Here is a 24,740-nt window from a genome sequence, read left to right on the forward strand (position 1 = left end):
GCGCCCGTGATTCTCTTTCAGGTGAGCCCTGGGAGGGGAGCCGAACCCGGCGGATCGGCGGTCTGGTCACCGGTGCCGGGGAGGGGCACCGGCGTTGTCCACAGTTTCCCGTTCGGGCCGGGCTCGCGGGTACGGACATGCCGAACACGAGTATCGGTCGAACGGGTGAACCCGCGACGACCGGCTTGACGGGTGCCCGGGCACTGTGCCGTACCTGTTCCACAGGATGACCGCTGACCTGCGGAGATGATCGCGTTAGCGGGGCGGCGTATGCGTTCGGTCATATTGTCAGCGTGGAGGTCGCTATCTAGTGTGATCCGGGTCGTCATGCTCCGTGACAGAAAGGTAATCGTGGGTCACTGCGCGGCTGCCTCTCATCTTCTCGGTTTTCCCCGTTTTCTCCCCCGGCAGATCCCGGCGGGAGCCACGGCCGCGTTCGCCGCCGCCTACTCGCGCGCCCTGCGCGGCGTGACGCCGTGACCGCGCGGCTGACCTCCAGACTCCCCGCCTCGACGGGCGGTACGCACGAGGCCGACGACCCGGCCCCCGGACCCTGGTCGCCGCTGACCGAGCGGGCGGCGAACGCGCTGCTGTCCGAGGGCGGCTACGGGCTCCGGGTCGAGTGGCGCGGGCAGTTCCGGCTCGCCGGTCCCGGCGCGGGCGTCGGGATTCCGCTCGGTCCCGCGCCGACCTGGGGCGACCTGTACGAGGCGCTGGTGCGGTTGCGCCGCACCCGCCGTCGCCGCGACCCCGCCTGGCTGTACCGGCTCACCCGGACCCTGACCGGCTCGAACACCGGCGAGGACGGTACGGGGGCGATCGGTGTCGCCGAGGAGGTGCTGACCGCCGGGAGCGAGGACCTGGCGTGGCGGTGCCTGGACGCGGTCACCGATCCCGGCAGGCGACTGCCGCTGCCCGGGCCGGACCGACCGGTCGTGGTGTGCGTGCCGGAGCGGACCGTCGTCCTGGAGCACGTGGACTCCCGCGACCGGGCGCTGCGCTGGTTGCGGGGCTGGGAACGACTGGCGTCGGCCGTCGAGTCCGACCCGCTGCTGCGGATGCACTGCGCGACCCAGCAGCTGCCGGCCGCGGTCGTGGCCGACGACGTGACGGCGCTGCTGCGCGTCCCGGAGCCGTCGCCCGCGCACCCGGGGCATCCCGGCGGGACCGTGGTCGTGCCGCTGGCGGCGCTGCGCGACGGCACCCCCGGGCTGCTGGACGCGGTGCTAGGCAACCGCTTCGAACGGCGCGAGGACGAACTCGGCTACTTCCTGGACCACTTCGTCCGCCCGCTGCTGCGGACCTTCCGGATCGCCCTGGACCACCACCGGATCGGCCTGTTCTCGCTGGACGAGCGCGGCGTCGGCGTCGAGCTCTCGCCCGAGCTGCGGGCCACCGGGCGCATCGTGGTCACCGGGTGCGACCGGGTGGTCGACCGGCCGGACCGGGCCGAAGTCGACGGCGGCGTGTCCGCGCTGCTCGCCGGTCTCGACGCGCTGACCACCGCGTTCGTCCGGACCGGCCGGGCGGAACGCCTGGTGCGCGACGCGGTGCAACGGGTGGTGGCCGAGGAGATGCGCTACCTGGCGCCGAGCACGGCCGAACTCCTCGCCGGCGCGCAGCCGCTGCGGAGCTACGCGCACAGCGTGCCGGAATCGCAGGACACCGTGCTCCGGGAGGTGCTGTCCCGGGTGCAGGCGGCGACCCGGAAGCGCCGCCGAGAGCCCGACGCGCCGCAACCGGTCGTGGCGATCGACCTGGACATGTGCGGGATCGTGCCGCACGGCCGGATCCGCGACGCCGCCCGCGCGGTCGCCGGACCGCGGCCGGGTGCGCCGGACGGCATCGTCGAGCTCGCTCACCCGGACGCGCTGCCGGTGCTGCCCAGCCCGGTCCCGGCGGCCTGGCGCGCCTTCGTCGACCTCGGCGGGCTCGGCGCGCGCTACCCCGGGGTCGACTGGGAAGCGGTGCGCGTCGACTTCGTCCGCGCCCTGCAACCGAGGCTGCGCGACGACCTCAGCGCCGACGGCGTGAACGCCGGGCTCGCGCGGTTCGTCTGGGACGTCCGCGATGCCGGTGGCCGCGCGGTGTTCTACACCGGACGGCGCGAGCGGTTCCGCGAGAGCACCCGCGCGGCGCTGGCCGCTGCCGGGGTGCCGGACGCGGCGCTGCTGTGCGTGCCCGCCGAGCCGCGCGACCGCCCCGGTGCGGCCAAGGCGGCTGCGCTGCGCGGACTGGGCGACGTCGTCGCGGTCTTCGACGACCAGCCGGAGGTGCGCGCGGCGCTGACCGAGGAGTTCCCCGGCGCGCTGGCGGTCGCGGTGCGGGCCCCGGGGGTGGCGGCCGCGCGGCTCGACGACACCGCCTCCGCCGTCGCGACCTTCGAGACGGCACCGCACCCCGGGCCGCCCGGACCGCGGCTGTCCAACACGCACTCCCTGGAGGAGCTGCAGATCGGCGCGCTGCGCGGCAACCGGCCGGCGCAGGACTGGGCGGTGCACCTGACCGAGGTCGAAACCCAGTCCATTGTGGACTCGGTGGTGGCCGACGTGGACCGCGCGGCGGCGCGGACGGCGCGCGCGGCGCTGGCCAAGTTCGCCCCGGGCGGGACCGCCGATCCGGAGGAGCGCCGCGAGCGCACGCTCCGCGCGCTGCACCACGTGCTCACCCGCAAGCAGTTCCTCAAGGGATCCCGGTCGCACTACCGGTTCGACGACCTGCGCCGGGACGCCGAGCCGTTCCTGCGGCGCGGCGAGCCGATCGACGTGGTGCTGCTGGGATTCCCCGTCAAGCAGTGCCTGAACCGGCTCAAGGCGTCCGGCCCGCTGCCCGACCTCGCCGAGTTCGGCGGCATGGCCCGGTTGCGCGAGATGCACCGGGCGGTCAGCGCGGTGTACGAACCCGGCCTGCGGTTCAACATCCTCACCGACGGCAGGCACTTCCGGACCCGGCCGCCGTCGATCACCGCCGTCTACCGCCGCAGACTGCGGGAATACGCCGAGCTGGCCGGGATCGGCGGGCGCACCTCGGTCGAGGAGGTCGACGAGGTCGCGGTGCGCCGCCTCGGCGACGGCCTGCCCGCCGAGCGGGCGGAGCGGATCGACCGGTACCGCAGGCTGCTCGCCGACGCGCTGCGACCGTTCGACATCACCGACAACCCGCTGCGCACCCTGGAACGCGTCCACGACTTCACCGCGCGGGTTCCGGAGTTCCACCCGAACGTCATCGGGTTGTTCCGGGAGATCCTGATGTCGCTGGTGTACTCGGTGCCGGTCCCGGCGCCCTCCGGCGCACCACGGCTGGAATGGTCCACAGTGGTCTATTCGGACATCTACAACGTCACCGACCCGACCGCGCCCGAGTCCGTCCGGCGGGCGCGCGCGGCCGTGCTGCGCCGCGCCTGGGACGCCGTGCTCCGGTACATGGCGACGATGCAGGTCGACGAGGAGTTCGGCTACGAGCGGATGTTCCCGAACCGCATCCGGCTGACGCTCAGCGCGGTCCGGCAGGGCTGCCTCGGTTTCACCTACCTCGGCGGCTCGGGGCTGCTGCCGTGGCAGGGCACCGGGGTCGTCGACCCGCGGGGCCGGGTCGCCGTGGACTTCGCCGTCTCCCTGCTCGACCAGGGCTTCGTCCCGGTGTACTCGCCGCTGCTCGGGCCCCGCCAGCCGTGGTTCATGGTGCCGGCCGACGCCACCCACCTCGACGTCCCCGGCGGTTCCCCGCTGCCGAGCCCGCGCAGCGCCGAACGCGCCACCGGCGTCCGCCTCGACCCGGACTTCGCCTCCCGCATCCGGCTCCGCCGGAAGTGAGAGCATGTCGTGCTCGTCGTGCGCGGCGAACCAGCCACGCGAGACGTATTAAAGGCCCTGGGGTTCGTTCGGGGACTACGAACCACAGGGCCTTTTCGAACCCCGAGGCCCGTCCGGGGAAACGGACGTCGGAGCCGTTGGATTCCGCGGACCGGCGCCGGTCGGGGGGAGGGGAGTGCGTCAGCACCGGCCCGCGGAAGTCTGTGCAGTTGTCGGCGGTGGCCGGCGAACGCTCGTCGAGGTCGGGGGTCACGACTCACGTCCGCCGGCCGCCGTCAGGCGGATGCTCGGTCTGTTCCGGGTCGGGGAGGAGGTGTTGTGCTGTCCGGGACCGAGTCCGCCGGTCTACGGCACCTGCGCCGCCGGGCGCAACGCGTGCGCGGGTCGCAGGTGCCGGGCGGGACGGGGGGCGAGGGCACCGCTCACCAAGTGCTCGTAGGCCGCGCGCCACACCGAACAGGGCGCCTTGCTGGGTCGTCTGCGGCTGGAGCACTCGGGGCAGTTCCCCCTGCTGTCGGGTTCGTGAGCGGCGAGCAGCGTCCGCCATCCCGCGGTGAGCCGCGGGAGCTCGGAGCGCGCCACGGTGAGCAAGGACGGGGCGTCCGCGCGGTTCGCCAGCTCGGTCAACACATCGAGCCGCTCCCACACCGCGTTGCGCAGCACCTGTCCCAGGATCTCGTCCACCGAAACGTCACCGTCACTTTCTCGCCTGCACAGCGGCATCCCGCAGGGCCGTGCTCACCCGGGCGGCACCGGACCTCGACAACCCCGCGGCATGACCAGGCGGTCCGACGAGAACCACCCTGTCCCGGTTGACGAGCACGGTCAGGAACCGCTGGACGTTGGCGACGTCCCGACAGTCGAACCGCCACCACCGGCGGCGGTCCTCGGGCACCGGGGCGAACTCGGCCGATGGCCTCGGGGTGGCCAGGCGCTCGGTGCTCCCCGCGTGCTCGGTGTCCACTGTCTCCGCCGTTCCCGTCCGTGCTCGGTTGCTTGCGAAGACTAGATTGGTACGCGTCGCACTCCTCGCCTAGTCGTCAGGCGACGACCGGGCAGACGGTGACGACGAACGGTCGGCGGACTTCACCCCTGCCGATCAGCTCCACCGATGCGCACTTCCTCGTGTCAGCGAAGTGCCCTTACTCTGCGACCAACGCCCGTGCAGAGCGTGAGGGGGTCTAAATGAACATCATCGGTTCTGGCGGATCTCCCGTTACACCCGACGTCTGGGACGGCCGGGAGATGCGGGATGCGCTGGCCCGACGGGACATCAGCGAGGTCTACCGGCAACTCCGCCGGCACGGCGTCTCCCAGCGCCAGATCGCCGCGTCCACGGGCCAGTCCCAGTCCGAGGTGTCCGAGATCCTCAAGGGACGGCAGGTCATGGCCTACGACGTGCTGGCCCGGATCGCCGACGGGTTGGGAATACCGCGGGGCTACATGGGCCTCGCGTACGACGGGGCAACGGCTTTGCGTGTCGCCAACGCGAACACCGCCCCCGACGCTGAGGAGGACGAGTCGGTGAAACGACGGAAGTTCCTGTCGCATGCCGCGGCGGTCACCATGGGGGCGGCCGTCTTCGGCGCCGAGCAGAGCTCCTGGGTGCCGGCCAGCGCCGCGACACCCGCTCCGACCCGCATCGGCATGAGCGACGTCCAGCAGATCCTCGCGGCCACCAAGGCACTTCGAGACCTCGACTACCGGTACGGCGGGGGAACGTGCCGGGACGCCGTGGTGGCCCAGCTGTCCTGGGCGCAACAGCTGCTCGACTCCACCGCCGCGGACCCCGTGCGCAAGCAGTTGTTCGTGGCTCTGGCGGACATGCACAGCCTGGCCGGCTGGACTTCGTTCGACACCGGTCTGCTCGATCCCGCGCGCGGTCACTTCGGCAAGGCGCTGGAGTTCGCCAAGCAGGCCGAGGACGACGGCCTGGTGGCCAGCGTGCTGTACCGGATGGGCCGGGTGTACCTGCACTACCAGGAGCCCAACGAGGCGTTGAAGTTGTTCCAACTGGGCCAGATCGCCGCTCAGGAGTCCGGAAACCCGCTCACCGTGGCCGTGCTCTGCGCCAACGAGGCGTGGGCGTACGGCATGCTCAACAAGCCCGACCAGGTGCAGAAGATGGTCGGTCGCACCAAGGACGAGTTCGCCCGCTCCGACGTCTCGGAGGCGCCGGACTGGGTGCGGTTCTTCACCGAGAACGACCTGCACGGGATGATCGGTTCGGCGCACGACGCGCTCGCCGAGTTCGACCCGAAGAAGCACGCGCCGATCGCCGTCGCGGAGACGATCAAGTGCAACGAGGCGTACGGCGCGGACATGCAGCGCACCCACGTGTTCGGGTTGAGCCTGCAAGCCACCAACCACCTCCGCTGCGGGGACACGCAGGAGGGCATCCGGGTGGCGCGCAGGGCCCTGGAGGTCGGTGAACGGGTCAAGTCCGCCCGGGTCGCCGACCGGCTCAAGCCCCTCGAACGCGAGGCCGGGGCGAACCGGATGAACTCCGATGTCCGTGACCTTTACGAGGACGTCCGGCGGTTCCGCCTGGCGTGATGACGCACGTGGCCGGATGAGCCCCTCGCGTCCGGCGGCGTCGGTTTCGAGATTGAACATGAAGACATACGCGATTGAAGAGGGTCGGTGCGTTCCGCCGGAGCTGGAACTCGCACTGACCGAGATCTGCGCATCCGTCGGCCTGGACCCGACCGGTGCCCGCCTGATCCGATTCGTCAACAACGGGGTTTTCCTGCTCCAAGAGCACCCCGTGATCGTCCGCGTCGTGCTGTCGGAGTCCGTTTCGCACCGCGCCGACAACGCTGTCATCGGGGCGCGGTGGCTGAACTTCCACGGCGTGCCCGCCGTGCGCCTGCTGCCGGGCGTCGAACAGCCGGTGCGGACCGGTGCCCACCTGGCGACGCTGTGGGAGTACGTCCCGGAGATCGGTCCGGCGCCCAGCGGCGCCGACCTCGGGCGGTTGCTGCGGCTGATGCACGGCCTGCCGATACTGCCGGACTTCCCGGAGTGGCAGCCGATCGCCGACATCCGGCGGCGGTTGTTCGACGCCGAGGACATCGACCCGGCGGACCGGGCGTTCCTGGAGCGGCGCTGCGACCACCTGGAGGAACGGCTGGACGAGCTGGAGTTCCCGTTGCCGCGCGCGGTCATCCACGCCGACGCGCACCTGGGCAACGTGATCAGCGGTCCGGACGGTCCGCTGCTGTGCGACCTGGACTCGCTGTGCATCGGGCCCCCGGAGTGGGACCTGACGCCGATCGCGGTGGGTCGGCTGCGGATGGGGCATCCACCGGAGTGGCACGAGCAGTTGGCCCGGGTCTACGGCTGCGACATCACGGCGTGGGAGGGCTTCCCGGTGCTGCGCGAGCTGCGGGAACTCAAGATCACGTCCGGCGTGCTGCCGATCGTGCGCAGCAATCCCGCGGTGCGGGAGCAGCTGCACCGCCGGTTGCGCACGATCCGCGAAGGCGACCTGGCCGCCCAATGGGCCCCGTACAACTAGGGAGCGTTCCGGGAGTGCCGCGCGGCGGTGCCGGTACTGGAACCACTCAACGATCGGACGCGTCCGTTCGGGCGACAGCTGGTCGTCTCGCGCGTGGGTTTTGTGATTCCTGGTGACGGAATCGGCTTGTTGGGGGTAAACCATACGAGCGAACGGCAGGGACATCGTGACTGGACGGGCTGTCGGATGGCGAAGCTGGGCAAGCCGATCCTGAACTGGCGGCGCAGGCGCGCGCTGAGCACGGCACGGCTGCTCGACGACCTGGTCACCGACCAGGTGTGGATGCTGCCGCACCTATCCCCGGATTCCCGGCGGCGCAGCGCCGACCACCTCGCCGAACTGACGATGCTCGGCCAGGCGTACCGGTACTACGCGATCGGCTGGATCTCGCGCCGCGAACTCCAGCGCCGCGGCCGTGCGGCGGCGGACCGCCTGGCGGAGATCCGGTGCCCGACCACCGTGCAGTTCACCGACGACGAATGACCATTCGGCGACACACCTGATCCACCGGATCGCACCGCGATTCCGGCTTCGCTGAGCGGTTTTCCGGCTCCGCGACAGCGCACCCGGCGACGCGCCCGCGTCGCCGGAGCAGCTCGCGGCGAGATCGCGCCCGCGCGAGGAGCGGACGTCGGTCCGATCGGCGTGCCCGTGTTCCGGCACCCGTTGCCGGTTCACCGGATTCCGTGACATCCGGCGATCAACCATGCGCTCCGCCAGGGGCCCGGCGGTACCGCCGAGCAGGTGATCGCCGCGATGTCGCATGCCCGTGAAGTGACAGCTGAACAGGATGGGAGGCCCCGTGCGCGGTCTCGAACGAATGCGGGAGGAAACGCGGCCCCTGGCCGCGCGGGACGACCTGGTGCCGCTCTACTGCGCGGACGCGGTTCCCGACCGGGCCCACGTCGTCCCGGTGGGTGCGCTCGCCTCCGCCGATCCGACCGACGTCTCCGCGCGGTTGCGGAAGGTGTTGCACGAGCGTCCACCCACGTGGTCAGCGGTGGACCACCTGTGCGAAGTGCTCGTCCGGCCGGTGGTGGTCACCGTCCGGGAACTGCTGGCCGAGGGCCTGGTGCCGGTGGGGGAGGTGGACGTCGCGGTGTCCGGCGCGACCGGCCGGGTCGTGCTGCCGGACGTCGCGCCGGCCGATGTCGAGGCGGTGTCCCGCTGCGTCCGCGACGTGGACCGCGGGCTCGACCGGCTGGCTCGGGTGTGCTCGGCGCTGCTGGGCGCCGACGTCGGGGAGGCGCTCGAGCGGGTGCTCGCCCACGAACTGGCCCACCTGGAACCGCGGGTGGCCGCCCTGCTCGACGGCGACCACCCGTGGCGCCGCTTCGCGCGCAGCGTCCCGCCCGCGCAGGACGAGGTGCTGCGCTCGGTGCTGCGCCGGGTCAGGGAGCGCAGCGCCCGCCGCCGCGCCGACCCCGCGCTGCCGCGTCCCGTGGTGGCCGTGGACCTGGACTTCTGCGCGCTGCACCCGCGTCGGCGGGTGCGGACGGCGTTGCGGCGGGTCGGCCGCGTGCACGGGGTCGCGGAGCTGGCCGGGCCGCTGGACGTCCTGCCGGGGCTCTACGAGCCGGGGTGGGCGTCGTTCGTCGAGCACCACGGCCTGCACCTGCGCCGCCCGGATCTGGACTGGGGCGCGCTGTACCGGGAGTACCGCGCGAGCCTGTCGTGGAGCGGGGATGCGCTGGCCACCGACGAGATCGCCCCCGGGCTGGTCCGCTTCGTCCGCGACGTGGAGCGCGCCGGGGGACGGGTGGTGTGCCCGACCGGACGTCGCGAGCACATGCGCGCGGCCACCGCGTCGCTGCTGGCCCGGCACGGGCTCGGCCACCTCGAACTGCGCACGATGGCCGACGACGACCCGCGCGGCACCGCCCGGCACAAGGTCGAGGCGTTGCGCGGCATGGACGTCGTCGCCGCCTTCGACGACCTGGCGGGCAACCGGGTGGCGCTGCTCGACGCGTTCCCCGAGGCGATCGTGGTGGCCGTCCGGCCGCCCGGGTTCAGCACCGGCGAGGAGGCCGCCGTCGGGACCTTCGAGCGCCTGCCGCACCCGCGTCCGGTCGGCCGCGGTCACCACCGCGCGCGGCCGAGCCTGTCGCACACGACGTCGCTGGCCGACCTGTCGATCGGCGACCTGAGCACCCGGCCGACCGTCTGGCAGCAGGGGGTGGAGCTCAGCAGCGACGAGCAACTGGCGGTCATCAGCGACGTCTGCTCCCGGGCCCGCGAGGCCGGGCACGCGCTCGGTCGCCGGGTGCGCGCCGCGACCCCGCCCGGCACGCCGACGTCGCTGGTGGTGCACCGGGTGCTGATCGCGAAAGCCTTCGGCACGGCGCGTTCGGCGTACCCGCCGGAGGCGGCCGAGGCGGACATGGCCGCGGCGATCGAGGCGGGCGAGCCGATCCCGTTCGTGCTGCTGGGGCCGCCGACGAAGCAGGACGGTTCGCGCCTCAAGGCCCTCGGCGGCGCTCCCGACCTGTCCGAGGTGGGCATGGTGGCCCGGCTGTTGCAGCTGGACACCGCGGTGCGCCAGGTGTACGCGCCGGGCGTGCGGATCAGCGCGCTGACCGATCCGAGCCATTTCCGGTTCCGCGAGCCCGGCCGCTACGCGGACTACCACCACCTGTTCGACCAGCTGCTCAAACAGGCGGGCGCGGACCGCTTCGTCACGCTGACCGACATCGACGACGCGGCCGACGAGCACCCCCGCTGCGGCGACCGCGCCGAGCGCCCGCGCCTGCTGGCCGAGCACCGCGCCCGGTACGAGGCGGCGTTCGCCGGTCTCGACGTCCGCCGCGATCCCCCGGCGGCACTGGCCGAAGCCGACGCCCGCGACCCGGGTGCGGCCGGAATGCCGCGCTTCGTCGAGATGTTCCGCTCGGTCCTGCACGCCGTCGACGTCCCGCACCGCGGCGGCGACCCGCTGGCCTGGTCGCAACGCCTGTACGCCGACCCGCTCGACGTGGTCGACCCGGCGGTTCCCGCCGAGGTCCGCCACGCGCGCGCCGACCTGCTCGAACTGGCCTGGCAGGAAACGATCACCTACCTGGCCAACAAGCACGTCGACGAGGACCTGGACTACGCGCAGCTGTGGAAGTCCGACTGCGTCCGGATGAGCCTGTCGATCCGACCGGCCCTCGGCCGCTACCGCTTCGTCCCGATCGGCGGCTCGGGCGTGATGCCCTGGCACGGCACGGCGGCGCTGAACGACCAGTGCGAGATCTCGGTCGACTACGTCCTCTCCCTGGCCGACCAGGGCTTCCGACCGGTCTACGTCCCCGGGATGGAACCCTCGGAGACCACCGGCATCCGCCAACCCTGGTTCATGGCCCCGACCCGCCTGCTGGACGGCGGGGTGAGCTCACTCGGAATCCGACTGCGCAGCAGGTGATTCGGGAGTCCACAATGGAACATCCACATCCCGCTATGTTCCAATGTGGACGTCCGGTGAAGGGGTGAACGGCCTCGGTGGAGGCGTTCACCCCTTTCCCGTCACTCGAACCGACCGTCCTTGACGGCCCGCACGAAAGCACCCCACTGCGCCCGGGTGGTGGTGAAGTACCCGCCATCGCGGTCCTTGCTGTCCCGCACGGCAGCGCCACCGCCGAGACGCCCGACTTCGACGCAGGAGCCGCCCGTGGCGCTGTACGTCGATTTGCGCCAGGACAACGGCCCTAAACCGTGGCTCGAAGAGTCCACTGTGCTCACATCTCCTTCATGACTTTCCGCACCAGGTCCAATGATTCCCTCGGGCTCAACGCCTGGGCCAGCACGGCATGGAACGTGTACGTGCACTGCCGAACGGCATCCCGCTGTTCGTGCACGCGCCACGCGGTGTCGCTGTCCACGTAGACTGCCTCGGGCGAGTCCTCGTCCGGCAGGTCGAAGATGACAATGCTGTCGAAGCCCGGGTGAGCGCCAGCGGTGAACGGCAGCACGTGCACGGTGACGTCGTGCTTTTCGGTCACGTCGAGCAGGTGCTGCAGCTGACGGCGCATCACGCGCGGGCCGCCCACCTGCTGCCTGATCACGCCTTCCGTCATGACCGACGTGAGCCGGAAGTTCGGCTCGGAGAGGCGTTCCTGTCGCCGCATCCGCAGCTCCACGAGGCGATCGACATCCGTGACCCGCACATGGGCCGTTGCGCAGCTGATGACCGCCTCGGCGTATTCCCTGGTCTGAAGCATGCCCTGGACGTAAACGTTGTCGAACGTGCGCAGCCAGGACGATTCCTCGCCGAGCTCGATGAGCATCTCGACCGGCTGCGGAAGGATGTCGCCGTACTCCTGCCACCAGCCAGGGGTGTCGGCCCGCTCGGACAGCGCTTCGAGCGCGGCGCGGTGCTCCTCTCCGGCGCCGACCTCGGCCACCAGTCTCCGAAGTTGGTCCGCGTCGAGCCTCTTGGTCCCGGTCTCCACGCGGGACAAGTGCGACTGCGAGATGCCGATCCGCTTGGCGAGCGTTTCCTGGTCCAGCTGGGCGTCTTCGCGGAGTGCGCGCAGCGCGTGTCCGAGACGGCGACTGCGAACCGTCTTCCGCATGGTCATGCAGGCGATTGTCCCCCGGCGTCGATTCCGGCCAGACACGACCTGACGACTAACGATCACTCGGACGAGGCCTTCAAGATCTAAAATTATGTTGACATAATTCAAGCATGTGGACCCTGATCGACTGGTTCTGGCGCCCGGTGGGGCAGGGCAGGCACGCGTTCTCGACCGAAGCGCGTCGCGCTCCGCCTGACGCGCCGGTGTCCTCGTTCTGCGGCGTCGAGGTCGAGGCGTGGCGCGTGCAGCGACTCCCGCCCGAGAGCTAGTGGATCGGCGAAGAGACGTGCATGAAGTGCTGGCGGACCATCTCCGCCCGCTTCTGATCACGTCGACAAGCCCCTCGCGGCGTGCGAACCCCGACGCGGTGCCGCGAGGTCCGCGCCCGGCCGGAGCGGGACCGCCCCCTCCCCGCCTTGGCTCCGGCCGGGCGCTCCCCGGTGGAACCCCTTGCAGGAAGGAAAAGAACCGATGCTCGTGGTGTGCGGATCATTCGTGCTCGCCGTCGTGTTCTCCGCACTGCTCCTCGTGTGGGGCGGGCGTGCGTCCGGGCAGCACTCCGGCCCGGGGCAGGGCGCCACCGGTGTGTGGCAGCTGTGCGCGCGGGTGGCGCAGGAGCGCGAGCAGGAGGTCGAGGCCGCGCGGTACGGGCGGCACGCGTTGCGATCTCCCGAGCGGGCCGGGTTCGCGTGAAACCCGGCCCGCCGCGGAGGATTCCGCTCAGTCCTTCGGCTTGCCCAGGCGCAGCGCCAGGAACAGGCCGAGGGCGACCACGACGACCGCACCCGCGATCCACGGCCAGACCGGCATGCCGCCGGAGTCGGACGGCTGGCCCGTCTGCGGCTGCTCCGGGTTCTGCGGCGCCGGGGCGGGCGTGCCGCCGCCCGGCTTGGTCAGCGTGAACGTGACCTTGCCGGACACCGGGTGTCCGTCGTTGGACAGGATGCGGTAGCCGACCGCGTAGGTCCCGGCCGGACCGAGCTGCCGGACCGGAGCGGTCACGACGTTGCCGTCCACCCGCACCTGGCCGTCGGTCCAGTAGGTGCCGTCCGGGCCGACCACGGTGACCGTGTCGTATCCCTCGCGGACCGGCTGGTCGAAGGTCAGGCGCACCTGGGCCGGGCCGGTGTCGAGCTTGGCGCCGTCCGCCGGGTCGCTGGACACCAGGACGTTGTGCGCCAGCGCGGTGCCCGCCCCGCCGATCAGCAGCGCCGCCGCCGTCGCGACGACCGCCAGCACCCGCCTCATGGCCGGCCCCCGCGACCGCGCAGCAGCGCACCGCCGCCGAGGCCGAGGCCGAGGGCGCCGACGACCAGGCCGGCACCGCCGAGCCAGCGGGCGGTGTCGTCGCTGGTCTGCTGCGGTGCCGCCGGGGCCGTGCCGTGCCCGGACGTGCCGTGGCCCGCCTCCTCGTCCGCGACGAGCTTGACCGTCGGGGCCGGGTGTTCCGGTTCGGGTGCGCCCGGGGGCTGCGGGTCGGCCCAGCGGACGACCTCGCCGTTGTCGTAGGTCTGCTCGGCGGGCATCACCAGCTGGTCGGTGTCGCCGGGGATGGTGCCGAGGCTGACCTCGAACTCGTCGAACTGCTCCGGACCGATGCGGGTGCCCGGTTGCGCGGTCCAGGTGATGCTGCGGACCGCGTCGGTGACCTTGGCGCCGTCCACCTCGACCGGCTTGTCGAGCTTGACCTTGTCCACCTGCGCGGTCCAGCCGGGCATCGGCTTGGTGGACGCCGAGCTGATCGGGTGGTCCAGCGGCAGGTCCACCCTCACCTGCACGGTCCCCGCGTTCGGGCGCTCGTTCGGCACCCGGAAAGCGATCTTGGCGTAGCCGCCCTTGGCGACCTCCTTCGGCTGCGCGGTGACGTGCGCCGAGGCGGTGCCCGCGCCGATCAGCGCCAGGATTCCGCACGCCGAGGCCACCGCCGCCGAGCGGGCGGCGATTCGATTCGTCGACATTTTTACTTGAAATCTCCCGAACTCAGGCTATTCTTCGCGCGCGTACGCGAAGAAATGACGAAATGGCAACGATTCGGTGGTCGATTCCACTTGATCGTCGCCCGGGGTGGGGAGATTCCGGCGGTCCGCGCGGGGTGTGAATGCGCCGGTGGATCAGTTGCGCGAGAACACGAACCGTGTCGGCGGGAATGCAGACCGTGCGCGGCTCGGTGACGTTGCGTAGCGGACGCGGTCTGCGCGGAAGGATGCGTCCGAGCACGCGAGCGACCACGAAGAGTGCATCCTCCGCGCGGGCCATCAGCAGCCCGGTCAGCAGTACGGCGGCGACGTGCCCGAGGGTCATGGCCGTCGGCGAGAAGGGCATTCCGCAGCTCATGCCGGCTTCATGCGAGCCCGCTACCTGCAAAAACAAGTGAAGTGCGAGCTGGCTAACGCCCAAAGCACCTAAAATGCCCCACGACCCGCGCTTGCGATCGGCGAGGGCCACGCCGGCACCGGCGAGCAGGGCGGTGGCCACAGCGGTCGTCCCCGCTTCGGGTAACGACCCACCGGCCGCCGCGTGTGCTGCTACGGACAGTGACGCCGACGTGGTGGCCAGACCGACACCTCGCAGGACACGGAACGTGCCCCGCGCAGGTGATGTCCGGACCGCCACGAAGGCCAGTCTAGGTGTCGGCTAGGTCACGCCTACCGCAGGTAACACTTGCCTTGTTAACCCATTCGGGTCACGGTTTATGGGTTGCCGACGATCCGGGGCGGGCCCCGTGCGCCGACAACGCACCAAGGCGGAACTGGGTTCGGATCGTCGTGCCGACGACGGAGAGGAGGGGGCGTCGCCGACAAGTCGACGCCGGAACCTGTGGCGACCGAAACGAACAGAGATGGGCATGTCATAACGAGCGGCCATTCCAGCGACCATTCCGCAAAGCAGGAGTTCATCGACCGCCCGCGAACGGACTGGGTCGTTTTCGGAATCACCGCGGGCATCATGTTCGCGCTGGTCCTCTGGGGCGGCCTCGGGACCGACTCGCTGAGCAGCACCGCCGGGGCCGCCCTGGACTGGTTGATCACCAACACCGGCTGGGGCTTCGTGCTCGCCGCCACCGGCTTCGTGTTCTTCGCGCTCTTCCTGGCGTTCAGCCGGTACGGGCGGATCCCGCTCGGCCAGGACGACGAGGAGCCCGAGTTCCGCACCGTCTCGTGGATCGCGATGATGTTCAGCGCCGGGATGGGCATCGGGCTGATGTTCTACGGCGTCAGCGAGCCGCTGAACCACTTCGTCCAGCCGCCGCCGGGGACCGTGCCGTCCGGCACCGAGGACGCCGTCCCCACGGCGATGGCGACCTCGCTGTTCCACTGGACGCTGCACCCCTGGGCGATCTACGCCGTCGTCGGCCTGGCCATCGCCTACGGCAGCTTCCGCCGCGGTCGCAAGCAGCTGATCAGCAGCGTGTTCCGGCCGCTGATCGGCAAGGGCAACGCCGAGGGGCCGATCGGCAAGCTGATCGACATCCTCGCGCTGTTCGCGACGCTGTTCGGCTCGGCCGCCTCGCTGGGCCTGGGCACCCTGCAGATCCGCAGCGGCATGCAGTCCGCGGGCTGGATCGGGGACACCGGCACCGGCCTGCTGGTCGCGATCATCGCCGTGCTGACGGTGTGCTTCATCGCCTCCGCGGTCTCCGGCGTCGCCAAGGGCATCCAGTGGCTGTCCAACATCAACATGGTGCTGGCCGCGCTGCTCGCGGTGTTCGTGTTCGTGGTCGGCCCGACCGTGTTCATCCTCAACCTGCTGCCGACCTCGCTGGGCGCCTACATCAGCGACTTCGGCGCCATGGCCTCCCGCGCCGGGGCCACCGGCGGCAAGCAGATGCACGACTGGCTGTCCACCTGGACGATCTTCTACTGGGCCTGGTGGATCTCCTGGACGCCGTTCGTCGGCATGTTCATCGCCCGCATCAGCCGCGGCCGCACGATCCGCCAGTTCATCGGCGGCGTCCTGCTGGTGCCGTCCGCGGTCAGCCTGGTGTGGTTCGCGATCTTCGGAGGAGCGGCCATCGACAGCCAGAAGAGCGCGGACGTCTTCGGCACCGGGGCCGCCGAGGCGCAGACCTTCTCGGTGCTGGAGCACCTGCCGATGCCGATCGTCACCTCGGTGCTGGTGATGGTCCTGGTGGCGATCTTCTTCGTCTCCGGGGCCGACGCCGCCTCCGTGGTGATGGGCACGCTGTCGCAGCGCGGCTCCATCGAACCGAGCAAGTGGGTGGTCGTCTTCTGGGGTGCGGCCACCGGAGCCGTCGCCGCGATCATGCTGATCATCGGCGGCGGCGGGGACGAAGCACTGGAAGGGATCCAGAACCTGACGTTCATCGGCGCCCTGCCGTTCGCCATCGTGATGGTGTTCATGTGCGTGGCGCTGATGAAGGACCTGCGCTCCGACCCGATCATGCTGCGGGAGTCCAAGGGCGCGGAGGTCCTCGAACAGGCGGTCATCGTCGGCGAGGAGGAGCACGACGGCGAGTTCCAGCTCGTCACCTCCCCGGCGGAGAACGCCGAACCCAACGCCGGAGGAAATTGAGTGAACTTCCTGGATTACGTCACATCCAGGTGGCAACAACTGCTGGTGGACGCCTACCAGCACGCCAGCATGGTGGTGCAGTGCATCGTGCTGGCGACGATCGTCGGCGTCCTGGTCGGGGTTGCGGTGTACCGCAGCCCCGCCGGGGCGGCGATCGCCACCGCACTGTCCAGCGCGATCCTCACGATCCCGTCGTTCGCCCTGTTCGGCCTGCTCATCCCCGTGCTGGGGCTGGGCGTGGCGCCGTCGGTGGTGACGCTGGTGCTCTACGCACTGCTGCCGATCGTGCGGAACACCATCGTCGGGCTGTCTACAGTCGACCAGCCGGTGCTGGACGCCGCGCGCGGCATCGGCATGAGCCGGTTCGGCGTGCTGACCAGGGTCGAACTGCGACTGGCCTGGCCCGCGATCCTCGCGGGCATGCGGGTGAGCGCGCAGATGCTGATGGGCATCGCGGCCATCGCCGCATACGCGAAGGGGCCCGGTCTGGGCAACCTGATCTTCACCGGCCTGACCCAGCTCGGTGGGGCGAACGCGCTGAACATGGCGGTCGCCGGCACCGCGGGCGTGATCATCCTCGCCCTGCTGCTGGACGCCGTGTTCGTGCTGATCGGGCGGTTGACGACATCGAGGGGTATCCGTGGCTGACAACAACACCAACGGCGCCGGGCCGACCGGCGGGCACGGCGTCGAGATCCACCTGGACGAGGTCTCCAAGCGCTATCCGGGCCAGAAGCTGGCCGCGGTCGAGTCGGTGACCATGACCATCCCCGCCGGGGAGACCGTGGTGCTGGTCGGGCCGTCCGGCAGCGGCAAGACCACGACCATGCGGATGATCAACCGCCTGATCGAGCCGACCGCCGGCAAGATCACCATCGGTGGGCAGGACGTGCTCGGCCTCGACCCGGACAAGCTGCGCCGCGAGATCGGCTACGCGATCCAGCAGACCGGCCTGTTCCCGCACATGACCGTCGGCGAGAACGTCGGCATGGTTCCCCAGCTGGTCGGTTGGAACAAGAAGCGGATCAACGAGCGCGTCGACGAGATGCTCGACCTGGTCGGGCTCGACCCCGCCGAGTACCGCGGCCGCTTCCCGCGGCAGCTGTCCGGCGGTCAGCAGCAGCGCGTCGGCGTGGCCCGGGCGCTGGCCGCCAACCCGCCGGTGCTGCTGATGGACGAGCCGTTCGGCGCGGTGGACCCGATCACCCGCGGTGTGCTGCAGGACGAGCTGATGCGCCTGCAGGCAGACCTGGGCAAAACGATCGTGTTCGTCACCCACGACTTCGACGAGGCGGTCAAGCTCGGCGACCGCATCGCGGTCCTCGGCGAGCGGTCGAAGATCCTGCAGTACGACACGCCCGAGGCGATCCTGGCCAACCCGGCCGACGACATGGTCGCCGGATTCGTCGGCGCCGGCGCCGCGCTCAAGCAGCTCACGCTGCGCCGCGTGCGGGAGATCGAACTCGGCCAGGTGCCGACGGCCACGGTCGACGAGGCGCCGTCGGCGCTGCGCGAACGGTTGGGTACCCGCCGGGGCGCGATCGGCCTGGTGCTCGACCGCCGCAACCGCCCGCTGCGCTGGGCCACCGCCCGCGAAGCCGGTGCGGTCTCCGGGCTGGAGCGGGCCGGGCGCCCGGTGGAGGACAGCGTCTCGCCCGCCTCGACCCTGCAGGACGCGCTGGAGGCGATCCTCACCGACGACGACGGCGTCGCCGTGGTCACCGGATCGCGCGGCGAGTACGTCGGCGTGGTCGACATCGACACCGTGATGAACACCATCAAGGCGCTGCGCGAGGAGCACGGCGCCGACGAGGAGACCGAGTCATGAGCAGTCAGTTCGCCGCCGACTCCGGCTCCCGCCGGGCGGAGCGCATGCGGCTGCTGGCCCAGCCGGTCGCCGTGGTCGTGCTCGTCGTCGCGGTGCTGGGGTGGGCGTTCGGCCAGGACCTCAGCGAGGTCACCCGGCGCAGCCTGAACGTCCCGAAGATCGTGGAGCTGAGCTGGCAGCACTTCCTGATCAGCCTCGCGGTGGCGTGCATCGTGGTGCTGGTCGCCGTGCCGCTGGGCGTGCTGCTCAGCCGCCCGTGGGCGCGCCGGGCCGCGCCGCTGGTGATCGGACTGGCCAACATCGGCCAGGCCGCCCCGTCGGTGGGCCTGCTGGTGCTGTTCTTCCTGGTCACCAACGGCACCACCGGCTTCTGGATCGCGGTGCTGCCGATGGCCCTGTACGCGCTGCTGCCGGTGCTGCGCAACACCATCGTCGGGTTGCAGCAGGTGGACCCGTCGCTGATCGACGCCGGTCGCGGCATCGGCATGTCCGGCGCCAAGGTGCTGCTGCGCATCGAGCTGCCGCTGTCGATCCCGTTCATCCTGGCCGGTCTGCGGACCGCGCTGGTGCTCGCGGTGGGCACCGCGACGCTGGCGCTGTTCGTCGGCGCGGGCGGGCTCGGCGAGCTGATCGACACCGGCTACAAGCTGAACAACTGGACGGTCCTGAGCGTCGGTGCCGTGCTCGCGATGGCGCTGGCCCTGCTGGTCGACTGGCTGGGCGCGCTCGCCGAGACCTACCTGTCCCCGAGGGGGTTGCGATGACTGCGCGCACCACCCGACGCGCCCTCGGACTGGTGTCCACGGTGCTGGTCGGCGTGCTGACCGCCGGATGCGGGCTGAGCTCCGGGTCGGCGGTCCCGCTGCCGGTGGCACCGGGGTCGATCAAACCGGTCCCGGAGTTGGAGGGCGCGACGTTCACCGTCGGCTCCAAGGACTTCACCGAGCAGATCATCCTCGGCTACCTGGCCGAGTTCGCGCTGTCCGCGGCGGGCGCCGACGTGCGGGACCTGAGCAACATCACCGGTTCCTCCAGCGCCCGCAACGCGCTCCAGAGCGGCCAGACCGACGTGATGATGGAGTACACCGGGTCGTCCTGGATCAGCTACAACGGCAACTCCACGCCGATCCCCGACGCGCACCAGCAGTACGAGGCGGTCCGCAAGCAGGACCTGGAGCGCAACGGCATCGCCTGGACCGGCGTGTCCTACGGCTCGGACAACACCTACGCGTTCGCGCTCAACCAGGACGCGGCGCGCAGGCTGGGCATCACGAAGCTCTCGGACATCCCGAAGGTCATCGCCGAACACCCGGACCAGGCCACGTTCTGCGTGGAGACCGAGTTCGCCACCCGCAACGACGGTCTGCCCGGGGTGGAGAAGACCTACGGGTTCCAGCCGGACCCGTCCAAGGTCAAGACCCTGTCGACGGGCAGCATCTACCAGGCGACCGCCAACGGCACCTGCACCTTCGGCGAGGTGTTCACCACCGACGGCCGCATCGAGTCGCTGCACCTGAAGGTGCTCGACGACGACCGGAAGTTCTTCCCGCGCTACAACATCGGCGCGACCACCCGGGACGAACTGCTCAAGCGGTACCCGCAGCTGGCCCAGGTGTTCCAACCGGTGCTGGACCGGCTGAACAACCAGGAGCTGATGAAGCTCAACGCCCAGGTCGACGTCTACGGCCGCGACCCGGCCGACGTCGCCCGCGACTGGATGGCCCAGCAGGGCTTCGTCACCATCCCGGGCAAGCACTGACCCGGACCTGGTGAACGGCCCGCTCACCCCGGCGAGCGGGCCGTTCGCGGTCGCGGGATCAGCGGGGTTCGACGCCGAAGCGGCGGAGCAGGTTCTGCTCGACGCCGCCGAGCTCGTCGTGCACCGCGCGGTGCGCCGCGCGGCGCCGGGCCGCGGGCATCCGCTCCGCGGCCCGGACCACGCTGGTGAGCTCGGCGAGCCGCGCGGCCGTGCGCTCGGCGTACTGCTCGACGGCGAGGCTCTCCTCGTCGCTGCGGCCGGCCACCCGGGTGCGCAGGTCGCGCAGCGCCTCGGCGTCGCCCGCGATGCGGGCGTGCAACGCCGCGCCCCGGCCGGTGAAGCTGCCGACCTCGTCGACCGGGACGCCCAGCCGGCGGGCGCGGTACCGGTCGTACGCCGCTCGGGCGGCGGTCACCGCCCGCACCACGAACGGCGCCACGGCGGGCCCGACGATCTTGGCGATCCCGACGACCTTCTTCGCGTTGCCCGGCGTGAGGCGCCCGAGCTCGCCCTGGCGCTCCGCCTTCGCCCGCTTCTTCGCCTGCTTGGCCGTGCCGCGCGCGGCGGTGTCGGCCCGGCTGGTCTGCTTCGGGATCCGGACGGCGTGCGCCCGCTTGTGCACCGACCGCTTGCCCACCGACCGCGCCATCTCAGCCTCCTCGCTACCGGCTGCCGCCGACTCTAGGAGCCTGGGTGCGAACTCGCTCCACGCAGCGGAGCCGGGAGCGGAACCTCGGTGCCTGTCTTCGAACCTGCTCCCGGAACCGGATCGCGGGCGGCAGGACAGCGGCAGGTCACACGCAGTGGTCGGATGTGGCGGCCCGTCACCGGGGTGATGGGCGCGACGGTCGGAGCCACGACATACGCTGCAAGAGTGGAGGATGTGCTGCTGGACGCCGGTGTCGTGACGCGCTGTCGCCGACGCGTGCACCTGGAGCACGATCCCGCGATGCGCGACGCGGAGAAAGCGCCGCTGGATCCGGGCGTCGAACAGCGCATCGCCGACGCGACCGAACACCGCAGGTCGGTGGCCCGGCGGCTGGGTGAGCTGCACGGCGCCGAATGGACGGAGATCCCGCGCGGCACCCCGGCGCAGCGCGCCGAGGCGACGCTGGCGGCGATGCGCGACGGCATCCGCTACATCTCCCACGCCCACCTGCCCAACGATCCCGACGCCGGTCGCCGCGGCACCGTGGACCTGCTGGTGCGCAGCGAGGACGGGTACACGCCGGTGCTCGTCGTCCGGCACAAGATCACCGATCCGGGTTGCGGCGCGCGCGTGTCGTCGATCGGCCGCCCGGTGCCCGAGACGTCCTGGATCGACCAGTCCCGCAAGGTCCGCCCGCAACCCCGCGACCAGCTGCGCCTGGCGCACGCGGTCCGGCTGCTGGAGGCGTGCGGGATGAGCGCGTCGCACGGCATCGGTGGCGTCATCGGCGTCGACGCCGAGTGGGTCCTCTGGCACGACCTGGAGAAGGCGACCTGGCCGGGCGGGCGCACCGCGCTGTCCGAGTACGACGCCCGGTTCGCCGACCGGCTCGCCATCGCCTCCGCCGCCGCGACCGGCGCCGAACCGCTGGCCCGGCCGTCCCGGATCAACGAGTGCAAGGGCTGCCCGTGGTGGCCGACGTGCGAACTCCAGCTGCGCGACAGCCGCGACGTCAGCCTGGTCGTGCGCGGTGAGGACGCCGTGGCGCTGCGCGACATCGGCGTGGCCACTGTGGACGAGCTCGCCGAACTGCCGCCGGACGCCGACTCGCCGCTCGCGCCCGGTCGCACCGCCGACGTCGTGCTGCTGGCCAAGGCGTGGCTGCGCCGGTTGCCGCTGGTCCGCCGGGTGCGCCGGGTCCGGGTGCCCCGCGCCGACGTCGAGGTCGACGTCGACATGGAGAGCTACGCCGACGCGGGTGCGTACCTGTGGGGCTGCTGGTTGTCCGGCGCGGACCTCGGGGAGGCGCCCGGCTACCGGGCGTTCGTCAGCTGGGACCCGCTGCCCTCCGACGACGAGGCGCGTTCGTTCGCCGAGTTCTGGGCCTGGTTCACCGGGATCCGCCGCAGCGCCCGCGAGCGCGGCCTGACCTTCCGCGCCTACTGCTACAACGAGCTCGCGGAGAACCGCTGGATGCTGGCCTCCGCCGAGCGGTTCGCGGGCAAGCCGGGCGTGCCACCGGTTTCGGAGGTCCGCGAGTTCATCTCCTCCGACGAGTGGGTGGATCTGTTCGCGTCCGTGCGCGACCAGTTCCTGTGCCCGAACGGCAAGGGGCTCAAGGTGATCGCGCCGTGCGCCGGGTTCGGCTGGCGCGATCCGGAGGCCAGCGGCGAGAACTCGATGCGCTGGTACCGCGACGCCGTCGGCCTGGGCGGGGCCGCACCGGACCCCTCCCAGCGGGACCGCATCCTGCGCTACAACGAGGACGACGTCCGCGCCACCCTCGCCATCCGCCACTGGATGACCTCGGAAGCCGTCCAGGAGGTCCCCCACACCGCGGACCTGTGATCAGCCGGGTTCGGCGACCAGCGTCCACACCTGCTTCAACGGCAGCTCTTCCCGGATGGCGGCGGGAAGCCGGGAGTAGTTGCGGAACACCCCGGTCAACACGTCCTCCGAGTTCCAGACCTTGACGGCGAAGCGGCGCGTGTTGACCATCTGGCGGGCTTCCCGGGTGATCCCGCCCCACGCCACGAGCAGCCCCTGGTCCGCGCCCTGGCGTGACACGACGCCCTCCAACTGCTGGACGACCGGATCGCCCACGGCGGTGGCCTCCGACTTGACCTGGACGAGCAACCTCGGCGGGTCGAGCCCGAGCAACCCTCTTCCCGCGACGATGTCGATCCCCTGATCGGGACCTTTTGGGGAAACCTCGCAGGTGAAGCCCTCGGCGGTGAGCACGGCGGCGACCAGCTCGGCGAGCCGGTGCCCGGAGAACACTTCGATGACCCGCGAGGCGATCTGGTCCCGCGCGTAGCGCTCGATGTCGATCGGTTCGGTGTCGGCATCCCCGGTGCCCTCACCGTTCTGACTCGTGGGCGCCTGTCGCGCTGGCGGGCGTGCTCCGGGATCCCGTTTGGTGGTGCGGATGCGGTCCAGCCGCCAGGCGGCATCGTTCCTGGACACTTCACAGATCGTGGTGAACGCTCCCAGGGAATGCAGCAGGTCCTGCCCGATCGCGGTGCGCGGCACGTCGTCGATCAGCCACTGGACGGGCCGGACGTGCCGCCGCTCAAGGTCGGCCTCCTCCTCCCGGTAGGTGTATTCGCCGGTGATGCGGCCGATGGCGATCTGAGGGCCGGATTTCAGCGGCATCACCACGAGGTCGCCGACGTCCATGCGGCCACGCAGCGCCCACAGCTGTGCCGCGAGGTTCTTCAGCTTGCCATCCGGAGCGGCCGGGTGGATTGCCGCGACGGCGGAGAGCACGTCATCGCGGGATGTTGCGGTCGTCAGGTTCGAAACACCGCCGAACCCGCCGCCGGTGAATCCCTGAGCGAGTGCCCACTGTTCGCGCTCACCAGCGCGTCCGGACCGGACGATCCACGCCCGCACACCACCACCGCCTCAGAATCGTGATCACTGGCATGCTGCCAGCCGCGTTCACCGGTGGGGGCGGATTCAGAAAACCTCCCCGTTCAGGGCACGATCACCGCGCGCCCGCGGATCTGGCCGTGGTGCAGCCGTTCGTAGACCTCCGGGGTCTCGTCGATGCCGTAGGTCTCCACGTGCGCGCGCACCGCACCGGCGCGGGCCAGGTCCAGGACCTCGATCAGCTCCGCGCGGGTGCCCCAGTACGGCGCCGCCACCGCGACCTCGTGCGGGGTCAGCCCGAAACCGACCGGGAGCGGAGCGCCCACGATGCCCACGATCGTGATGTCGCCCTCCACGGCGACGCAGTCGACGGCGAGCTTCGCGGTGGATTCCGCGCCGACGAAGTCGAGCACCACGTCCGCACCGTCCCCGCCGGTGAGCCGCCGGATCCGGCGAGCCGCGCCGCCCCGCCCGCCGCGGTCGGGCGCGTCGTCGGAGCGCACCACGTCGTGCGCGCCCAGTTGGGCGGCCAGTTCCAGCTTCTCGTCGGCGACGTCCAGCGCGATCACCCGGGCCGGGGTGGTCGCGCGCAGCAGCTGCACGGCGATGTGGCCGAGCCCGCCGACGCCGATGACGACCGCCGTGCTGCCGCCGACGAGCTTGGGCATCGACCGCTTCAGCGCGTGGTACGGCGTCAACCCGGCGTCGGTCAGCGGCGCGGCCTGCACCGGGTCGAGGCCGTGCAGCGGGACCAGGTGCCGGGTGTCGTCCACCAGCATGTACTCGGCCATCGCGCCGTCCGCGCCGAGCCCCGGCGGCCGGATCCCGAGGTCGTCGGCGCGCGTGCAGTAGTTCTCCTTGCCCTGCGCGCACTTCCGGCACACCCCGCAACCCCACGGTCCGTACACGGCCACCGGCTCGCCGACGGGCATGCCGTGCACGCCCGCGCCGAGCGCGGCGACCGTGCCCACGGCCTCGTGCCCGAGCGTCATCGGCAGCGGGAACGGGAACCGGGGCGCGGGCCGGCTCATCACGGCGATGTCGGAGTGGCACATCCCCGCGGCGGTGACCTTGAGCAGCACCTGGCCGGGTCCGGGGTCGGGAACCGGTACTTCCACGACCTCCGGACGCGCTCCGACCTCCGGGTACCGCACCGCTTTCATGACCGAGCCCATCGCGGGCCTCCCTCCGACCAGCCGTCCCGGTCATCCT

General features: G+C 71.3%; 23 protein-coding genes. 13 read left to right on the forward strand and 10 right to left on the reverse strand.

All coding sequences use genetic code 11. The features are described 5' to 3' along the window. The first annotated feature begins 476 nt into the window (after window positions 1–476). Entirely contained in the window at window positions 477–3,812 is a 3,336-nt protein-coding gene (locus NV263_RS00185) for an isocyanide synthase family protein (protein ID WP_263250313.1), read from the forward strand. A gap of 345 nt (window positions 3,813–4,157) precedes the next feature. Here the strand turns inward: NV263_RS00185 and NV263_RS00190 are convergent, their stop codons facing one another. Together NV263_RS00190 and NV263_RS00195 are read right to left on the reverse strand one after the other, a co-directional pair. Beyond that, entirely contained in the window at window positions 4,158–4,496 is a 339-nt protein-coding gene (locus tag NV263_RS00190; RefSeq protein ID WP_263250314.1) for a hypothetical protein, read from the reverse strand. 13 nt (window positions 4,497–4,509) lie between these two features. Continuing rightward, complete coding sequence (locus NV263_RS00195; RefSeq protein WP_263250315.1) at window positions 4,510–4,776, reverse strand: hypothetical protein; 267 nt, start codon at window positions 4,774–4,776, stop codon at window positions 4,510–4,512. A 221-nt stretch (window positions 4,777–4,997) separates the two neighbouring features. Here NV263_RS00195 and NV263_RS00200 point away from each other — a divergent pair, with 221 nt between their 5' ends. From NV263_RS00200 to NV263_RS00215, 4 genes are all read left to right on the forward strand, one after another. Continuing rightward, window positions 4,998–6,368 (forward strand): helix-turn-helix domain-containing protein, encoded by a 1,371-nt coding sequence (locus NV263_RS00200; RefSeq protein WP_263250316.1) that lies wholly within the window; start codon window positions 4,998–5,000, stop codon window positions 6,366–6,368. A 58-nt stretch (window positions 6,369–6,426) separates the two neighbouring features. Beyond that, window positions 6,427–7,332, forward strand: coding sequence for a phosphotransferase enzyme family protein (locus NV263_RS00205; protein ID WP_263250317.1), 906 nt, complete (start codon window positions 6,427–6,429; stop codon window positions 7,330–7,332). A gap of 186 nt (window positions 7,333–7,518) precedes the next feature. Continuing rightward, complete coding sequence (locus NV263_RS00210; protein WP_263250318.1) at window positions 7,519–7,815, forward strand: hypothetical protein; 297 nt, start codon at window positions 7,519–7,521, stop codon at window positions 7,813–7,815. A gap of 319 nt (window positions 7,816–8,134) precedes the next feature. Then, window positions 8,135–10,732, forward strand: coding sequence for an isocyanide synthase family protein (locus tag NV263_RS00215; RefSeq protein WP_263250319.1), 2,598 nt, complete (start codon window positions 8,135–8,137; stop codon window positions 10,730–10,732). 101 nt (window positions 10,733–10,833) lie between these two features. Here the strand turns inward: NV263_RS00215 and NV263_RS00220 are convergent, their stop codons facing one another. Both NV263_RS00220 and NV263_RS00225 read right to left on the reverse strand, forming a co-directional pair. Then, window positions 10,834–11,136, reverse strand: coding sequence for a DUF397 domain-containing protein (locus NV263_RS00220; RefSeq protein ID WP_397545611.1), 303 nt, complete (start codon window positions 11,134–11,136; stop codon window positions 10,834–10,836). Further along, the gene (locus NV263_RS00225; RefSeq protein ID WP_263250320.1) at window positions 11,046–11,888 is read right to left on the reverse strand and encodes a helix-turn-helix domain-containing protein; all 843 of its coding nucleotides are present in this window, start codon (window positions 11,886–11,888) and stop codon (window positions 11,046–11,048) included. Before NV263_RS00225 ends, NV263_RS00220 begins: the two co-directional genes overlap by 91 nt. A gap of 107 nt (window positions 11,889–11,995) precedes the next feature. Here NV263_RS00225 and NV263_RS00230 point away from each other — a divergent pair, with 107 nt between their 5' ends. Then, a complete protein-coding gene (locus tag NV263_RS00230; RefSeq protein ID WP_263250321.1) occupies window positions 11,996–12,154 on the forward strand; it encodes a hypothetical protein in 159 nt (52 codons plus the stop codon). A gap of 202 nt (window positions 12,155–12,356) precedes the next feature. After that, on the forward strand, window positions 12,357–12,578 hold the full coding sequence (locus NV263_RS00235; protein ID WP_263250322.1) for a hypothetical protein: 222 nt from the start codon (window positions 12,357–12,359) through the stop codon (window positions 12,576–12,578). Window positions 12,579–12,605: 27 nt separating this feature from the next. Here the strand turns inward: NV263_RS00235 and NV263_RS00240 are convergent, their stop codons facing one another. The 3 genes from NV263_RS00240 to NV263_RS00250 are packed head-to-tail and all read right to left on the reverse strand — an operon-like array spanning window position 12,606 to window position 14,360. After that, window positions 12,606–13,133, reverse strand: a complete 528-nt coding sequence (locus tag NV263_RS00240) for a copper resistance CopC family protein (protein WP_263250323.1) — start codon at window positions 13,131–13,133, stop codon at window positions 12,606–12,608. Then, entirely contained in the window at window positions 13,130–13,843 is a 714-nt protein-coding gene (locus NV263_RS00245; RefSeq protein ID WP_263250324.1) for a YcnI family copper-binding membrane protein, read from the reverse strand. Before NV263_RS00245 ends, NV263_RS00240 begins: the two co-directional genes overlap by 4 nt. Window positions 13,844–13,865: 22 nt before the next feature. After that, window positions 13,866–14,360, reverse strand: a complete 495-nt coding sequence (locus tag NV263_RS00250) for a hypothetical protein (RefSeq protein WP_263250325.1) — start codon at window positions 14,358–14,360, stop codon at window positions 13,866–13,868. Between the two features lie 471 nt (window positions 14,361–14,831). Between NV263_RS00250 and NV263_RS00255 the strand changes: the two genes are divergently transcribed. Genes NV263_RS00255 through NV263_RS00275 form a run of 5 tightly spaced genes read left to right on the forward strand, consistent with a single transcriptional unit; the run spans window position 14,832 to window position 20,005 of the window. Further along, window positions 14,832–16,418 (forward strand): BCCT family transporter, encoded by a 1,587-nt coding sequence (locus NV263_RS00255; protein WP_263250326.1) that lies wholly within the window; start codon window positions 14,832–14,834, stop codon window positions 16,416–16,418. After that, complete coding sequence (locus tag NV263_RS00260) at window positions 16,419–17,066, forward strand: ABC transporter permease (RefSeq protein WP_263250327.1); 648 nt, start codon at window positions 16,419–16,421, stop codon at window positions 17,064–17,066. After that, the gene (locus NV263_RS00265; protein WP_263250328.1) at window positions 17,059–18,246 is read left to right on the forward strand and encodes an ABC transporter ATP-binding protein; all 1,188 of its coding nucleotides are present in this window, start codon (window positions 17,059–17,061) and stop codon (window positions 18,244–18,246) included. Before NV263_RS00260 ends, NV263_RS00265 begins: the two co-directional genes overlap by 8 nt. Beyond that, a complete protein-coding gene (locus tag NV263_RS00270) occupies window positions 18,243–19,010 on the forward strand; it encodes an ABC transporter permease (protein ID WP_263250329.1) in 768 nt (255 codons plus the stop codon). Before NV263_RS00265 ends, NV263_RS00270 begins: the two co-directional genes overlap by 4 nt. Continuing rightward, a complete protein-coding gene (locus tag NV263_RS00275) occupies window positions 19,007–20,005 on the forward strand; it encodes a glycine betaine ABC transporter substrate-binding protein (RefSeq protein WP_263250330.1) in 999 nt (332 codons plus the stop codon). Before NV263_RS00270 ends, NV263_RS00275 begins: the two co-directional genes overlap by 4 nt. A gap of 58 nt (window positions 20,006–20,063) precedes the next feature. On the opposite strand, the gene NV263_RS00280 is transcribed toward NV263_RS00275, so the two are convergent. After that, the gene (locus NV263_RS00280; RefSeq protein WP_397545612.1) at window positions 20,064–20,654 is read right to left on the reverse strand and encodes a DUF6474 family protein; all 591 of its coding nucleotides are present in this window, start codon (window positions 20,652–20,654) and stop codon (window positions 20,064–20,066) included. Window positions 20,655–20,840: 186 nt separating this feature from the next. Here NV263_RS00280 and NV263_RS00285 point away from each other — a divergent pair, with 186 nt between their 5' ends. Then, the gene (locus tag NV263_RS00285; RefSeq protein ID WP_380758769.1) at window positions 20,841–22,502 is read left to right on the forward strand and encodes a TM0106 family RecB-like putative nuclease; all 1,662 of its coding nucleotides are present in this window, start codon (window positions 20,841–20,843) and stop codon (window positions 22,500–22,502) included. Here NV263_RS00285 and NV263_RS00290 read toward each other — a convergent pair whose 3' ends face one another. Together NV263_RS00290 and NV263_RS00295 are read right to left on the reverse strand one after the other, a co-directional pair. Next, a complete protein-coding gene (locus NV263_RS00290; protein ID WP_263250332.1) occupies window positions 22,503–23,423 on the reverse strand; it encodes a restriction endonuclease in 921 nt (306 codons plus the stop codon). It lies immediately after the preceding gene. Between the two features lie 209 nt (window positions 23,424–23,632). Further along, a complete protein-coding gene (locus NV263_RS00295; protein WP_317630382.1) occupies window positions 23,633–24,703 on the reverse strand; it encodes an NAD(P)-dependent alcohol dehydrogenase in 1,071 nt (356 codons plus the stop codon). Window positions 24,704–24,740 lie beyond the last annotated feature (37 nt).

Source organism: Saccharopolyspora rosea (assembly GCF_025643595.1).
GTDB lineage: Bacteria > Actinomycetota > Actinomycetes > Mycobacteriales > Pseudonocardiaceae > Saccharopolyspora > Saccharopolyspora rosea.

Excerpts from the sequence above, each read along its gene's own strand:
- NV263_RS00200 (WP_263250316.1), top strand. The coding sequence starts at position 4,998 with ATGAACATCATCGGTTCTGGCGGATCTCCCGTTACACCCGACGTCTGG.
- NV263_RS00205 (WP_263250317.1), top strand. The coding sequence starts at position 6,427 with ATGAAGACATACGCGATTGAAGAGGGTCGGTGCGTTCCGCCGGAGCTG.
- NV263_RS00210 (WP_263250318.1), top strand. The coding sequence starts at position 7,519 with ATGGCGAAGCTGGGCAAGCCGATCCTGAACTGGCGGCGCAGGCGCGCG.
- NV263_RS00225 (WP_263250320.1), bottom strand. The coding sequence starts at position 11,888 with ATGACCATGCGGAAGACGGTTCGCAGTCGCCGTCTCGGACACGCGCTG.
- NV263_RS00230 (WP_263250321.1), top strand. The coding sequence starts at position 11,996 with ATGTGGACCCTGATCGACTGGTTCTGGCGCCCGGTGGGGCAGGGCAGG.
- NV263_RS00235 (WP_263250322.1), top strand. The coding sequence starts at position 12,357 with ATGCTCGTGGTGTGCGGATCATTCGTGCTCGCCGTCGTGTTCTCCGCA.
- NV263_RS00240 (WP_263250323.1), bottom strand. The coding sequence starts at position 13,133 with ATGAGGCGGGTGCTGGCGGTCGTCGCGACGGCGGCGGCGCTGCTGATC.
- NV263_RS00245 (WP_263250324.1), bottom strand. The coding sequence starts at position 13,843 with ATGTCGACGAATCGAATCGCCGCCCGCTCGGCGGCGGTGGCCTCGGCG.
- NV263_RS00255 (WP_263250326.1), top strand. The coding sequence starts at position 14,832 with ATGTTCGCGCTGGTCCTCTGGGGCGGCCTCGGGACCGACTCGCTGAGC.
- NV263_RS00270 (WP_263250329.1), top strand. The coding sequence starts at position 18,243 with ATGAGCAGTCAGTTCGCCGCCGACTCCGGCTCCCGCCGGGCGGAGCGC.
- NV263_RS00275 (WP_263250330.1), top strand. The coding sequence starts at position 19,007 with ATGACTGCGCGCACCACCCGACGCGCCCTCGGACTGGTGTCCACGGTG.
- NV263_RS00280 (WP_397545612.1), bottom strand. The coding sequence starts at position 20,654 with ATGGCGCGGTCGGTGGGCAAGCGGTCGGTGCACAAGCGGGCGCACGCC.
- NV263_RS00285 (WP_380758769.1), top strand. The coding sequence starts at position 20,841 with ATGGGCGCGACGGTCGGAGCCACGACATACGCTGCAAGAGTGGAGGAT.
- NV263_RS00295 (WP_317630382.1), bottom strand. The coding sequence starts at position 24,703 with ATGGGCTCGGTCATGAAAGCGGTGCGGTACCCGGAGGTCGGAGCGCGT.